This window comes from Saccharopolyspora sp. NFXS83 (assembly GCF_026241095.1).
Taxonomy (GTDB): Bacteria; Actinomycetota; Actinomycetes; order Mycobacteriales; family Pseudonocardiaceae; genus Saccharopolyspora_C.
On record NZ_JAPFGB010000003.1, the window covers coordinates 189,720 to 203,068 of the forward strand.

The 13,349-nt window shown below is 69.2% G+C and carries 11 protein-coding genes, 1 pseudogene and 1 riboswitch; of the genes and pseudogenes, 5 read left to right on the top strand and 7 right to left on the bottom strand.

The window, feature by feature from the left end; all coding sequences use genetic code 11:
* Positions 1-42 precede the first annotated feature (42 nt).
* Positions 43-1,308 (bottom strand): flavin-containing monooxygenase, encoded by a 1,266-nt coding sequence (locus tag OOZ19_RS04645; protein WP_266088605.1) that lies wholly within the window; start codon positions 1,306-1,308, stop codon positions 43-45.
* A gap of 438 nt (positions 1,309-1,746) precedes the next feature.
* A riboswitch (cobalamin riboswitch) is annotated at positions 1,747-1,879 on the top strand.
* A gap of 39 nt (positions 1,880-1,918) precedes the next feature.
* Here OOZ19_RS04645 and OOZ19_RS04650 point away from each other — a divergent pair.
* Genes OOZ19_RS04650 through OOZ19_RS04660 form a run of 3 tightly spaced genes read left to right on the top strand, consistent with a single transcriptional unit; the run spans position 1,919 to position 4,838 of the window.
* Positions 1,919-3,016, top strand: a complete 1,098-nt coding sequence (locus tag OOZ19_RS04650) for a FecCD family ABC transporter permease (RefSeq protein WP_266088607.1) — start codon at positions 1,919-1,921, stop codon at positions 3,014-3,016.
* Entirely contained in the window at positions 3,013-3,822 is an 810-nt protein-coding gene (locus tag OOZ19_RS04655; RefSeq protein WP_266088609.1) for an ABC transporter ATP-binding protein, read from the top strand. The genes OOZ19_RS04650 and OOZ19_RS04655 overlap by 4 nt, the downstream gene beginning before the upstream one ends.
* A complete protein-coding gene (locus OOZ19_RS04660; protein ID WP_266088611.1) occupies positions 3,798-4,838 on the top strand; it encodes an ABC transporter substrate-binding protein in 1,041 nt (346 codons plus the stop codon). Before OOZ19_RS04655 ends, OOZ19_RS04660 begins: the two co-directional genes overlap by 25 nt.
* Positions 4,839-4,848: 10 nt before the next feature.
* Here the strand turns inward: OOZ19_RS04660 and OOZ19_RS04665 are convergent, their stop codons facing one another.
* Entirely contained in the window at positions 4,849-5,736 is an 888-nt protein-coding gene (locus OOZ19_RS04665) for an amidohydrolase family protein (protein WP_266088613.1), read from the bottom strand.
* 101 nt (positions 5,737-5,837) lie between these two features.
* Between OOZ19_RS04665 and OOZ19_RS04670 the strand changes: the two genes are divergently transcribed.
* The gene (locus tag OOZ19_RS04670) at positions 5,838-6,278 is read left to right on the top strand and encodes a MarR family winged helix-turn-helix transcriptional regulator (RefSeq protein ID WP_266088615.1); all 441 of its coding nucleotides are present in this window, start codon (positions 5,838-5,840) and stop codon (positions 6,276-6,278) included.
* A 29-nt stretch (positions 6,279-6,307) separates the two neighbouring features.
* Here the strand turns inward: OOZ19_RS04670 and OOZ19_RS04675 are convergent, their stop codons facing one another.
* The 4 genes and pseudogenes from OOZ19_RS04675 to OOZ19_RS04690 form a co-directional block, all read right to left on the bottom strand.
* Entirely contained in the window at positions 6,308-7,333 is a 1,026-nt protein-coding gene (locus OOZ19_RS04675) for a hypothetical protein (protein ID WP_266088617.1), read from the bottom strand.
* 27 nt (positions 7,334-7,360) lie between these two features.
* Positions 7,361-7,963, bottom strand: coding sequence for a DNA/RNA helicase domain-containing protein (locus OOZ19_RS04680; RefSeq protein ID WP_416309398.1), 603 nt, complete (start codon positions 7,961-7,963; stop codon positions 7,361-7,363).
* 119 nt (positions 7,964-8,082) lie between these two features.
* Positions 8,083-8,517 (bottom strand): annotated as a pseudogene (locus OOZ19_RS04685) (DNA/RNA helicase domain-containing protein); the annotation flags it as partial.
* Positions 8,518-9,546: 1,029 nt separating this feature from the next.
* Positions 9,547-10,497 carry an alpha/beta hydrolase gene (locus tag OOZ19_RS04690; protein ID WP_266088619.1) on the bottom strand — a complete coding sequence of 317 codons (951 nt, stop codon included), beginning with the start codon at positions 10,495-10,497 and terminating at the stop codon, positions 9,547-9,549.
* Positions 10,498-10,608: 111 nt separating this feature from the next.
* Between OOZ19_RS04690 and OOZ19_RS04695 the strand changes: the two genes are divergently transcribed.
* Positions 10,609-11,202, top strand: a complete 594-nt coding sequence (locus tag OOZ19_RS04695) for a TetR family transcriptional regulator (RefSeq protein ID WP_266088621.1) — start codon at positions 10,609-10,611, stop codon at positions 11,200-11,202.
* A gap of 134 nt (positions 11,203-11,336) precedes the next feature.
* Here OOZ19_RS04695 and OOZ19_RS04700 read toward each other — a convergent pair whose 3' ends face one another.
* Positions 11,337-13,169, bottom strand: coding sequence for a rhamnogalacturonan lyase (locus tag OOZ19_RS04700; protein WP_266088623.1), 1,833 nt, complete (start codon positions 13,167-13,169; stop codon positions 11,337-11,339).
* Positions 13,170-13,349 lie beyond the last annotated feature (180 nt).

The window sequence follows — 13,349 nt, forward strand, 5'->3', positions numbered from 1 at the left end:
GGCCGGGATCGCTACCACCGCGGGAAGATCGGCGATCGCCGGTCACGCGACCTCGCCGGAGACCCGCTCGGGAGCGGTGGCGCACGCGCATTCCGGTGCGTGCTCCACCGGGCGGTCGCCGAATCGGCGGAGCCGTCGGCCGATGGCCTTCGCCGTGGCCCGCGCCTCCAGCCCGGCGTAGCGCAGGTGGCCGCTCGGGTGGTTGGTGAACCCGACGAAGTGCAGGTTCGGCGCCTCCGGAGCGGTCCGCGGCCCGCGCGCGAGGGGCATTCCGCGCGAGCTCACCACGTCGGGCCCCACCAGCCGCTCCAGGCCGCAGCGGTATCCGGTGGCCGCCACGACGTCGTCGGGACGGATCCGGGTTCCGTCGGCCAGCACCACCTGGCCGCGATCGAACCCGGCCACGGCCGCGACCGGTTGCACCCGCTCCCGCCGGATCGCATCGACGACACCGCGATCGTGCACCGGGCTGACCTCGTCGCGCCGGGCGCGGGTGTAGAGGCCTTCGCGGGCGCGCGGCAGTCCGTGCGCGGTCAGGTTCGGCAGGAAGATCCGCTCGAACGTCGTGGTCAGCAGGTCGGCCGCCGAGGTGGGCAGCGCACCGGCCGCGATCCCCAGCCGCTGCAGGCGATCCGAGGAGGCGGGCACGATGTTCGGCGGCGTGCGCACCGCCCACCAGACGCGGGCGGCTCCGCGGCGGGCCAACGCGACCGCGATCTCCGCTCCGCTGTTGCCAGCCCCGGCGACGAGCACCGAACGACCTTCGTACGGTTCGGGAGTGCGGTAGTCGGCCGAGTGGATCACGGATCCGGAGAAGGCGTCTTGGCCCGGCCACTCCGGCAGGTGCGGGGTGCGGTTGAGCCCGGTCGCCACCACCACGGTGCCCGCCGTCGCGGTGGTGCTGCCGGTGCACAGTCGCCACGAGTCCACGACCCCGCCCCGTTCGACGGGACGGATCCGGTCGACCGGGGTGCTCAGACGGACGTCGAGGTCGTGCTGGCGCGCGTAGTCCTCCAAGTAGCGCACCATGTCGTCGCGGGCGACCCACCGGCCGAAGCCGCGCGAGATCCGCATGCCGGGCATCCCCGAGAGCGCTCGCACGGTGTGCAGCCGCAGGTGGTCGTAGTACCCGCGCCAGCTCGCCGCGACGTGCCCGGAGCTCTCGAAGACGGTCGCGGCGACGCCTCGGCGTCCGAGTTCGGCGGCGACGGCCAGCCCGCTGGGGCCGGCCCCGATGATCGCAACGGGGATGTCCCGGCGCTCAGCGCGATCGACGCGGGCGCAGACCGGGGCGGCGGCACTTCGCACGTGGTTCTCCTAGATCGAGGACGTCTCCCCACTACCTCGACCGCGAACGGCCCCGGCTGTCGAGCGCGATGATCGATTCACCCGCAGGACCCACCGGGTAGGTGAAAGATCCGTGCAAGCGGCGAAACCCCTTGACGGCGACGTGCGTTTCCCCTCTCGAAGCCGGGTTCTCGGCAGGGAGCGACATCGCCGCCGATCTTCGCGTGGTGAAGTGCGCGCCATCGCTCGTCTCCGCGGTTGCGCGCCCTCGGCGCAACGACCCGTGTTACGGGCAGCCTGATCAGGTGCGGACTACCTGGTGGTCGTCGCGGCCTCGGTGGCTTCTCGCGCAGCGGTGGGAAAAGGCGCGCGTTCGGTGACGCCGGGCGCCGGCACGAGCACTCTCCGGAGGGCGGAGACCTTGTGATCCGGCCAACAACGATCTCTTTCCCGAACGGCGAAAACCACGTCTAGGATCATCCGGAACACGTGACGGATGAGGGAATCCGATGAGAATTCGGAGCGGTCGCGCCACTGTGACCGGGGACCTGAGCAGGTGCCCGGCAGCCAGCCCCCTCCCCGTCGCACCAGCCGCTACCCGGACCGCGCCAGTCCGAGGAGGGTCGTCGCAGTGCCGCCACGTCTCGTTCCCGCTCGGCGGGAGATCGCGCGGGGGAAGGCCGCGGCGCCCGCGCCTCGCCGCCTGCGCACACCGCTGATCACGTTCCTGTTCGTGGCGTTGCTGCCGGTGAGCATCGGGCTCTCGACGGCGTTCGGCGCCGAATCGCTCCCGCCGGTGCAGGTGGCCGACGTGCTGCTCAGCAGGCTCACCGGTGCCGCGCCTCCTGATTTCGTCCACGACACCATCGTCTGGAACCTGCGACTGCCGCGAGCACTGCTCGCGCTCGTCGTCGGCGCGGGACTGGCGCTGGCGGGAGCCGCGATGCAGACGCTGGTGCGCAACCCGCTTGCCGATCCCTACCTCCTCGGCGTGTCCTCCGGCGCGGGTGTGGGGGCCACCGCCGTGATCACGACCGGGCTGTTCGCCGGGGCCGGGATGTGGGCGTTGTCGGCGGGTGCGCTGGCCGGGGCGTTGTGCTCGTCGTTGCTGGTGTTCACCATCGCCATCGCGCAAGGCGGGCTGACCCCGCTGCGGCTGGTGCTGATCGGCACGGTGCTCGGGTCGGCGTTCTCGTCGATTGCGAGTTTCCTGGTGTTCCGCAGCGCTGACCCGGCGGCGGCGCAATCCGTGCTGTTCTGGCTGTTGGGAAGCCTCGCCGGGGCGGAGTGGGCGCAGCTGGCCCTCCCCGCGAGCGTGGTGCTGCTGGCCGGGATCGCGCTCGTGGCCGGTAGTGGCTGGCTCGACGCGCTCGCCACCGGGCCGGACACGGCGGCGGCGTTGGGCGTGCCGGTGCGGGGCCTTCGGATCGCCCTGTTCGCCACGCTCACCGTCCTGGTCGGCGTGCTGGTCGCCGTCTCCGGCGGCATCGGATTCGTCGGTCTCGTGGTGCCGCACGTGGCGCGGCTGATCGTCGGAGCGCGCCACCGCGTTCTGCTGCCGGTGGCGGCCTTGGCCGGATCCGTGTTCCTGCTGTGGGTGGACGTCGCGACGCGAGTTCTGGTGCGCCCCACGGAGATTCCGCTCAGCGTGGTCTCCGGCCTGATCGGCGCCCCGGTGTTCCTGATCCTGCTGGGACGGCGCCGTTACTCCCACGGCGGGGCGTCGTGAGCGCGCCGCTGCGGGCGGACGGGCTGCGGTGCTCGCTCGGCCGCCGCACCGTGCTCACCGACGTGTCCTTGAGCGCGAAGCCCGGCGAGACCATCGGCGTCGTCGGCCCGAACGGCTCGGGCAAATCCACCCTGCTGCGCGCGCTCGCCGGAATCCTGCGGCTCGCCGGGGGAGAAGTGCTGGTGGACGGAGTGCGGCTGGACCGGTTGACGGCGCGGCAGCGCGCTCAGCGGGTGGCCCTCGTTCCGCAGGAAGAGGACTTGCCCGCCGATTTCCTGGTCGGTGAGTTCGTCGCGCTCGGCACCACGCCCTACCGCGCTCCATGGTCCGGTGGCGGGGACGGGGAGCGCGAGGCCGTCGCCGACGCGCTGAGCTCGGTGGACCTGTCCGGCTTCGAGGACCGGCCGGTCGACCGGCTCTCCGGCGGGGAACGGCGACGGGTGCTGCTGGCCCGCGGATTCGCCCAGCGCACCCCGCTGCTGCTGCTCGACGAACCCACCAACCACCTCGACGTGCACCACCGCCTCCAGCTCCTGCGCCTGGTCCGCGGCTCCGGCAAGACCTGCGTGCTGAGCCTGCACGACCTGAGCCTCGCCGCCGCCGCGTGCGACCGGATCCTGGTGCTCCACGAGGGAACCGCCCGGCCCGCTACCGCGCCGGGCGAGGCGCTGACCCCCGAGGTCGTGCGCGCCGTGTTCGGCGTCGAAGCGACGCCCGTCGCGCACCCGCGCACCGGCAGGACCCACCTGCTCATCGACGACCCATCTACCGAGGACGACTCGTGCGACGACGCATCCAGCTACTGATCTCGCTTACCGCGGTCACCCTGCTGGCCTCCTGCGGTACCCGCGCGCCAGGAACGTCGCAAGGCACGGCCTCGGTCACCGTCACCAACTGCGGCTCGCCCGCGGAGTTCCCCGCTCCCGCGCAACGCCTGTTCATCAACGACAGCAACATGATCTCAATGGTGCTCGCGCTGGGCGCCGAGCAGCGGATCGCGGCGGTGTCGAGCATGCAGCAGGACGTCGACGCGCTGCGCCGCCACTACGGTCCCGTGGTGGACGAACTGCGGATCGGCGCACCGGAGAAGCCCTCGCGCGAGACGGTCCTCGCGCAACGCCCCGATGTGGTGGTGGCGGGCTGGAACTACGGTTACAGCGAAGCGAACCAGCTCACCCCCGACGGCCTGCGCAAGCTGGGCATCGCGCCGTACGTGCTCACCGAGAGCTGCCGGCAACCGGGCGGCGGCTCCGCGCGCGGCATCGTCGAGCCGTGGCGGGCGCTGCACGAGGACCTGACCAACCTCGGCACCATCACCGGGCACACGACCCAGGCCGAGCAGGTCACCGCCGACCTGCGGACCCGGCTCGACGCGCTGCGGGCCGCCCCGCAGGCACCGGAACCGCCGACGATCTTCGTCTTCGACAGCGCCGGCGACACCGTGTTCTCCAGCGGCAACCTCGGCGGGCCGCAGGCGATCGTCGACGCCGCGGGCGGGCGCAACGCGCTCGACGACGTCCGGGACACCTGGACGAAGGTGTCCTGGGAACGGGTCGCGGCCTCGGATCCCGACGCGTTCGTGTTCGTGGACTACCCGCCGCAGAGCTTCCAGGAGAAGGTGGCGATGCTGAAGGCGCGTCCGGGCATCAACCGCCTCCGGGCCATCACCGAGGAGCGGTTCGTCAACCTGCCCTACGCGCTGTGGACCTCCGGGCCGCTCAACATCGACGCCGCCGAGCAGGTCCGCGAGGAGCTGGAGCGGTGGGGCCTCGTGCCGCCGTCGTCGATCACGCCCCGGTTCGACGACCGCGTCGGGGCCTGATGGTCCCCGGTCATCGGACGCCGAGGAGCTTGAGCGCGTTGTCCTTGAAGATCAACGGCCGGACCTCGTCCTTGATCTCCAGCCGGTCGAAGTCGCGCAGCCACCGATCGGGCTGGATCACGGGGAAGTCGGAACCGAACAGCACCTTGTGCCGCAGCACCGAATTCGCCGCGCGCACCAGCTGCGGCGGGAAGTACTTCGGCGACCACCCCGACAGGTCGATGTAGACGTTGGACTTGTGCGAGGCGATGGAGATCGCCTCGTCCTGCCACGGCACCGACGGGTGCGCCAGCACGATGGTGAGCTCGGGGAAGTCGGCCGCCACGTCGTCGAGCAGCACCGGGTCGGAGTAGCGCAGCTTGATGCCGTGCCCGCCGGGCATCCCGGCACCGATCCCGGTCTGCCCGGTGTGGAACAGCGCGGGCACCCCGAGCTCGGAGATCGCCGCGTACAGCGGGTGGAACCGCGGATCGTCCGGTGCGAACGCCTGCAGGCTGGGGTGGAACTTGAAGCCCTTCACCCCGTGCTCGTCGACGAGCCTGCGGGCGCGGTCGACGGCGGCCCGGCCTTGCCAGGGGTCGACGGAACCGAACGGGATGAGCACGTCGTTGTGCCGCGCGGCGCCTTCCGCGATCTCCTCGATCGAATTGGCCGGGTGTCCGGTCGCGGCGGCGCAGTCGACGGTGAACACGATCGCGGCCATGCCGCGCTCGCGGTAGTGCTCGGCGACGGCGTCCAAGGACGGTGTGCGTTCCGCGCCGGATTTGAAGTACTGCTCCGAGGCCGCCATCAGGTCGTCGTCGAGCGACCGGTGCCCGTGGGAGTCGATCTCGATGTGCGCGTGGAAGTCGAGCGCGGTGATCCCGTCGAAGTCGATGCCGTACTCGTACCTGCTCATCGTGTCGCCGCCCTTCGGGAACTCGCCGCATCCGGACCGTAGGCAACCACAAACCATTGAGAAGTTCAACGATTGAAGGCTGCTATCGTTTCGATGTGGAGATGCGCGAGCAACGGCCGTTCGCCGAAGACCTGGGCTTCCTGCTGTCCCGCGCCAGCGGCGTGATCGCGAAGTCCGCGAGCGAAGCGCTGTCCCCGCTGGGCCTGCGGGTGCGCTCGTACTCCGTGCTGGCCTTCGTCGCCGAGGAGCCCGAGGGTGTGACCCAGCGGCGGCTGGCCGCCCTCGTCGGCCTGGACCCGAGCCAGATCGTGGCGCTCGTCGACGACCTGGAGGACCGCGACCTCGTGACCCGGCGCCCCGACCCCGCCGACCGCCGGAACAAGCGGATCACCGCGACCGGCGGCGGCCACCGGCTCCGCGACGAGGCCCGGCGGCGGATCGACGAAGCGCAAGCGGCCCACTTCGACCGCCTGCCACCGGAACTCCTGCACGAACTCCGGAAAACCTTGCACGGCATCGCCTTTCCCGACAACCCGGCCTGATCGGGTACCGCTCTCGGCGAGTCGATGGTTCACCGTTCGAGGTTGTCGTTCCAGACCGGACGCATGTACTCGCGGCGGGCTTCCGGTGCCGGATCGCGCTTGAACGAGCCAGGGCCGGTTCGATGGACGCAGTCGATTCCCAGTCTGTGCAGGTACGTGATGTCATCGTCGCCGGGCCGAGCCGGAAAGAGCGCCGTTAGCCTGTCCAGCTCGTACGTGTTCTCCGGTGCGTAGTGGAGTAGTTGGGCGACCGCCTCGCGAACCCTCTTGCGGGTGTGGTCTCCCTTGGCCTCGATGAGTTCGGCTTCGCCATCACCGGAGGTCTGGAGGTCGGTGACACCCGCTGATGAACGGACTCGCACGAAGTTGATGTCGCGTGTCTTTTCGTATTCGTGCACGAGGCGGGATTCCACATGGTTGACCGTCACCGCACGGGCTGGCGCCTGGTACTGAGTCCGTTCGTTAAGCAACCGCTCCAGCTGAAGCGTTACGTTCCGTTTCATCCCTTCCTCGACTGCGATTTGGATCTTGGTCGCGAGTTCGTCGTTCTCGGCGGTTTGGACACCGAGTGAATCGAGGATGTCATCGGCCAACTCGAGATCCGTGATCACGCGCCCCTGGCGGAAGTTGTCCCCGTGCTTGATGCCTGGAACGCTCCACAGCACGCTATAGGGAAGTTCGGCCTCGGCCACGGCGAGCAGACTGAAGACGTTCGGAAAGACCTCGGTATCACCGGGCTCGTGCCAGAGCATGTCGCCGAAGGCGGAGTTCCGAAAGCTCGTCCCCACGGTCCCGATGGCCCTGATGTGATTCTTCCAGGTGAAGAGCACCACGTCTCCGGTGCGGACCGAAGGCATGGTCTTGTCATGAAAGCCGGTCCGTCCCCAGAACTTGGCAGCACCATGGTCGTGAATCTCGTTCAACCGCTCGAGCTCCGGCGCGGTGAGCGCCTCCGAGTACGGGAGAGCTCTGAACTGGATCGACTGATCTATGGTCTTGCGCCAGTTGCGCCGTGCGACGGTATTGGCGCATGGCTGTATCAGCACGTTGGTCAATGTGTCTTCCTTCGTTGCACGGCTGCGCTAGCGCGCGAAGCGCCGCAGGAACTCGTTCGTTTCGTGGTCTACGGAATGCAGCCCGACCCCGTGCATTCCCCTCGTCAGCAACACCTTGTAAGTGTTGCGGACCAGTCGGTCGAAGAACGGCGTAGAGGTGGAGCGCAGTGAGGGGTCCTTCGTCGCGCTCTGCTGGGCGCGCCAGACTCCGTCGCGGATCACGAAGTCCTCGCCGAAGAGAACTCCGCCCCAGTCGTACTCAAGCCCCTGTGCCGTGTAGACGCAGCCGACCTGGCCGAAGCCCCGCGGGTCGGACGCCCACAGAGACGTGCGTGGCGCGTCGGGCGCCTCTGCGCCGGACGGCGTGTTCCAGGGTCGGTGCCATCCATTGATCCTGATGTCGGTGGCGAGTTCGACTTTCCCGTCCAGCTTCTTCGGTTGGTTCCAATCCCAGCAGAAGCCGGCTGAGATCCTCGCTGACCCACCGAACATGGATGCCCGGTCGAGCAACCACTCCTCCAACGACGGTGCGGTCGTTGCAGCGTGCACGACGTACTCGTCGCGAGTGCCCGCCACCAGATCGGACCAACCGATCGGGGGCGCGTCGGATAACCCCAGTAGGCGCAGCACCCACTCGTCGAACGATGGTGACCCGCCGCATCGGAACTGGCCTTCGAGGTCGATTGTGTGGACCTCGTAACCTCGTAACCTCGTTGCTCGGCTGCTCTCCTGATATTGTCCGGTGTTCCGCGCTCGTTCGGCCGCACGACCTGGTGCTCGTCGAGCAAGAAGACCGGGACCTTCGCGGCGTCGATCAGTGAGTTGATCTGCCGAACTTCGTACTGCGGCAAGATGCGCCCATCGCGGAGGCCGCCACGGATGCGGTGAGCCTCATCGCAGATCAGTACGTCCAGTTCGTCGTGGCGGCCTGAGACGGTGTTGAAGTAGCCGAACATCTCACGGATGCGCTCATCACCTTGGGCGACTCGGTCTTGCAGCGTCTCGGTGAACGCCTTGGAGCCGGTGGCGTGGAGGACGCGTTTGCCGTGTCGCGCAAGGCGCGTGAGCAAGGTCGTCGCGAGTGCGCTCTTTCCTGAGCCGGGTCCCCCGCGGACGATGATCACGGTTTTCCCATCCGGGGACCAGCGGGAGCCGGCGCGCTCGGCCGACGCAACAGCGTTCATCACGAGGTTCAAGGCGACTTGTTGTTCGTCGAGCAGCACGAAGTCGTCCCGGTGCTCGAACGAAGCCGCCGACGTTTGCAACAGAGTTCGCGTGGGTGCTCGCTCCGCGGAGAGCAGAGCATCGGTGGCTCGCTGTGCTGCCTCGCCCGAGCCTGGCCCCGAGTCCAGCAACGATTTCAGGTACTCGACCAGGTCTTCACGTTGGTCTGCTGCGTAAAGGCGTACCCAGCCCTGCGGGTCGTGGTTGTACAGGTCTTTGATGTCTGCGCGGATCGCGTTGTGGAGGTAGGCGACAGCCTTCGCCGGTTCCGCCCGTCTTGCCAGTGAAGGGGTGAAGTCGAGCAGTTGCTGGCAGTAGCGGCGAACTTGAGCGGAGGGAGGAAGCTGGAGCTTCACGAGGCCCGGAACTTTGACCAACCCGTCGCCCACTGCTCGCGCGCTTCTCCACTGCTTTAGCTCGACCAGAACGTAGGAGGCTTCGCCGCTGCCAGGGTGTCTTCCGCACAACAGGGCGTCGACCCGCTTCGGGCTGTAGGGGAGCCAGTGTTCGAGGAGTAGCTCGGTATGCCCGAGTCCCGCGTCGCACAGGAGTCGCAACAGGATGGGCAAGCTGTTTCGCCAAGCGCCGACTTCGCCGTGATCTGAGTCGAGGTCGTAATTGCCGCCGACGGCTTCAGCGATCCGCGCGAGCAGCCGGTCCTGCTCGGCATCTTCGAGCAGGTTGGCGGCGTTGCCACGAACGTGCCGCAAGCGAACCTCCAGCTGGACCACTCTATCGTGAGGGCGACCGAGTGTGATCTTAACGCGCGGTGGTGATCACGTGACCCGAATCGCTGATCACGTCCGCGATTCGGGTCATGCTGCTGAAGGCGCGACCTCCTGTAAGAGCGCGTGGTTGTCAAGGTGGGTTGGACGTGCGTGTCGTACTCGATCCGTTCGTGACGAGGGCGAGCGTCGGCCACTGACCTCACTGCCCTATCGGCGGATCAAGCTTGATGGTTCGGTGTTCTGAGCCTGTTCGCGCGTCGATCAGGCCGGGTTCGGGGTGGCGTGGGTGAGGTGGGTGCGGAGGTGGTCGGCGATCAGGTCGGCGCACTCGCGCAGCACCGCGGTGCCGGTGGCGCGCTGGGCGGCGAAACCGTGGTCGCGTCCCTCGAAGCAGCGGTGCGCGACCGGCGCGCCTTCCGCCGAGGCGCGTTCGACGAAGCGCTCGATCTGCGGGGTGAGCGTGTCGTGTTCCGCGCTGATCACCAGCAGCGGCGGCAGCGCCGCGGCGATGTCCGGGTCGAGCAGGGGCGAAGCCAGGGGGTCGGCGCGGCGTTGGGCGTCGGCGAAGTAGGTGTCCCGGACCAGGCGGGCGATGCGCGGGCTGATCTCCGGCCGGGGCAGCACCGAGGTGTAGTCCTGCGGGGGGATCGTGGCGTCGACCAGCGGGACGACGACGGCTGCGGCCCGGACCGGCGGTGCGCCAGCGCGGTGCGCCAGTTGGAGCGTCGACAGGGCGAGCTTCCCGCCCGCGCTCCCGCCGCCGAGGCTGATCCGCTCGCCGTCCCAGCCCATGGTGTCGCCGGAGCCCGCGACCCAGCTCAGCACGTCGAAGCACTGCTCCTCGGCGACCGGGAATCGGGCTTGCGGGGCGGTGCTGTAGTCGATGTTCACGACGACCGTGCCGGCTTCGGCCGCGAGGTAGGTCGTGAGGTGGTCGTCCTGGCGCGGCTCGGTGATGACGAAGCCGCCGCCGTGGATGTTGATGTGCACGGGAGGGCGGCCGTTCGCCAGCGGTGCGTCCGGATGCGGGCGGTGCACGAAGCACCGGACTCGCCCGTGCCGGGTCGGGACGTGGACGACCTCGGGTTCGCCGATCGTCCGCTCGGTGAGGGTGATCCGGAGCGGCCGGGCCAGGGCGGAGAGTACGAACTTGGCGGTGGCGGCCGTGAGCCAGGTCAGCGGTGCGATCCGGGCCGGTGTTGCTGCGTTCAACGTTCGTCGCCTCTCGTGCTCGATGTCGGTGTGGCGGCCGGTGGGTGCAGCGCGAAAGCGCGTGGCGTTGCGTTTTGCACTGGGTGGTACCGCAGTGCAACAATGCACTCCATGTCCAGAGAGTGCAAGTTGCTGGAGCGTCGGGCGCTGATCCAGCGGAAGGCGTGCGAGCTCGTCATCGCGCGCGGATTCGACGGCTTCACGATGGACGACCTCGCCGAAGCCGCTGACCTGAGCCGCCGCACCTTGTTCAACCTGCTCGCGGACAAGACCTCCGCCGTGCTCGGGCCCGACGAGCTCCCCACCGGGCCGGAGATCGAGGTCTTCGTCTCCGGTGGTCCCACCGGAGACCTGTACGAGGACCTGACGATCACGGTCCGCGCCGCCATGGCCGAGCTCTCCGAGCGGCCTGGCGTCAGCGACGAGCGGCGGTTGTTCGAGAAGGCGATCGCCGCCGACTCCAAGGTGTTCGCCATGGTGCTCGGCCGGGTCGAGCGGATCGTCGAGTTCGTGACCGACATGATCTGCCGCCGCGAAGGCTGGGAGCCCGGTGACCTGCGGGCGCGGGCACTGGCGACGTCATTGCTCGCGTTGACCCAGCTCGCGTTCGCCGAACTCGCCCAGCGCGGGGGAGAGGCATCCTTCGGGCAGGTGCTCGCCGACGTCCTCACGGCCTTCGCCGACACCCTGCCGAGCCGGAGCTGACCGGGGTTCTCGTTGCGGGGCAACGGTGTTGATGGCGGACGGGCCGTTCGCCTGCGAATCGCGGCGAACGGCCCGTCGGATCACTCCCGCTCTCGCGGGACACCCCTCCGGTCCGCGAGAGGTGGACTACCGGGTCAGGGCAGCGGGCCGGTGTCACCGCGGGTGGCGGTGTCCGGGGCGCCGAGGTCGTAGCTCGGGTGCGGGGGCTGGTTGTAGGCGGTGTTCTGCCAGGCGACGGCCAGCCGGTACTGCCGGTCCTCCATGAGGCTGGGCAAGCTCAGCTCGGTCGGCTCCGCAGTGCTGAAGATCCGCAGCGCGCTGCTGTCCTCGGTGCGGTACACGACCTCTTCGCGCCAGTCGCCCATCAGGTCCGCGGACAACGCGGGAGTGGCCTTGGTGCCGTTGTTCGAGGCGACTCCGTCGAAGTCCTCCAGGCGTTGCTCGCCGTCGCCGGTGTACTTGTCGATGCGGGTGTCGTCGAGCAGCTCGCGGGTCGCGTCGCCGTCCCACCAGACGAGGAAGTTCATCGAGCCGGGAGCGGCGCCGATCTCGGCGCCCGCGGAGTCGCGCAGCCGGTCGTCGGCGGCCGACCAGTACTCGGCACCGGGATTGTCCGCCCAGATGTCCCCGGCGACGCCGCGGCCGTTGTCGCCCGAGGGGCCGGTCTCCCAGAGGATCTCGCCGGTGGCGGCGTCGGCGAGCCACGAGCCGGGCTGGTCGGAGCTCTCGTCGACCTTGAACACCTCCAGGCCCTCGTTGCCCGGGGCGAAGGCGCCGACGTGCAGCGCGTCGCCGTGGCCGTACCCGGTGTTCCACAGCGGCGTGCCGTCGTCGTCGAGGGCCAGCGAGCCGTAGATGATCTCGTCGTTGCCGTCGCCGTCCACGTCGGCCACCGACAGGTTGTGGTTGCCCTGCCCGGCGTACTGCTCGCCCGCTTCATCGCTGTCGAACGTCCACAGCGGAACGAGTTCGCCGCCGTCGAAGTGCCAAGCCGTGATCACCGTGCGGGTGTAGTAGCCGCGCGCCTCGATCAGCGCGGGCTTGTCGCCGATCTGCGCGGTGGCGGCGAGGAAGCGGTCCACGCGGTTGCCGTAGTCGTCGCCCCAGTCGCTCACCGTGCCGCGCTGCGGCAGGTAGTCGGTGGTGTGCAGGGCCGCACCGGTCTCCCCGTCGAACATGGTGAGGAATTCCGGCCCGTCCAGCACGTAACCGCCGTCGTTGCGGTGGTCGGCGTCGGCATCGCCGAGAGCGGTGCCCGCGCCGTCGACGGTGCCGTCGGCGGTCTTCATCGCGACCTCGGCCCGTCCGTCCCCGTCGTAGTCGTAGACCTGGAACTGGGTGTAGTGCGCGCCGGCGCGGATGTTGCGCCCGAGGTCGATCCGCCACAGCAGGGTGCCGTCCGCCTCGTAGGCGTCGACGATCTGGTTGCCGGTGTAGCCGCCCTGCGAATTGTCCTTGGAGTTGGACGGATCCCACTTGACCACGTACTCGTACTCGCCGTCACCGCCGAGGTCGCCGACGCTGACGTCGTTGGCGCTGTAGGTGTAGTCCGTGCCGTCGGGCGTGGTGCCGCCGTCCGGGATCTGCAGCGGGACGTCGAGGTGGTCGGCGGCGAACGAGCGGGCTCGCGACGCGGCCATCGTGGCGCCGCCGGGGATCGCCGGGACGATCGTGTAGTCGGCGTCGGCCGGTGCGCCCGCGTCGAAGAAGCCGGTGGAGCCGGTCAGCGGTGCGGGCGTCAGTTCGGTGCCGTCGCGGAAGACGTCGAACGCCACGCCCGCCGGGTCGGAGCCGAGCAGCCGCCACGAGACGAAGTTGCCGTCACCGGACCGGATGCTGACGGCGGCCCGGCCGGACTCGGCCGCGGGCGGCGCGGCGACGGCGTGCGGCAGCGGCCAGGTGACCGGGAGCAGTGCGGCGGCCAGCACGGGCAGCAGCGCGCGGCGGCGGGATCGGGGATCGTTCACCTTGAATAATTCCATTGAGGACGGTGCCAATCATGTCGAGGGTGCCTCGTCGCACCCCGGTCGGATGGAGCAGTCCCGCGCTCATCGAATGGAAATGTGGTAAGCGCTTTCCAAAAAAGCGTAAGTTCGCTCGCCTCGAACCCGCAAGGGTGATCGCCGAGGGCTGGCGCGAAACCGCCG

Bases quoted from the DNA above. Each gene is read 5' to 3' on its own strand.
- OOZ19_RS04670 (WP_266088615.1), top strand. From the start codon at position 5,838: ATGCGCGAGCAACGGCCGTTCGCCGAAGACCTGGGCTTCCTGCTGTCC.
- OOZ19_RS04695 (WP_266088621.1), top strand. From the start codon at position 10,609: ATGTCCAGAGAGTGCAAGTTGCTGGAGCGTCGGGCGCTGATCCAGCGG.
- OOZ19_RS04665 (WP_266088613.1), bottom strand. From the start codon at position 5,736: ATGAGCAGGTACGAGTACGGCATCGACTTCGACGGGATCACCGCGCTC.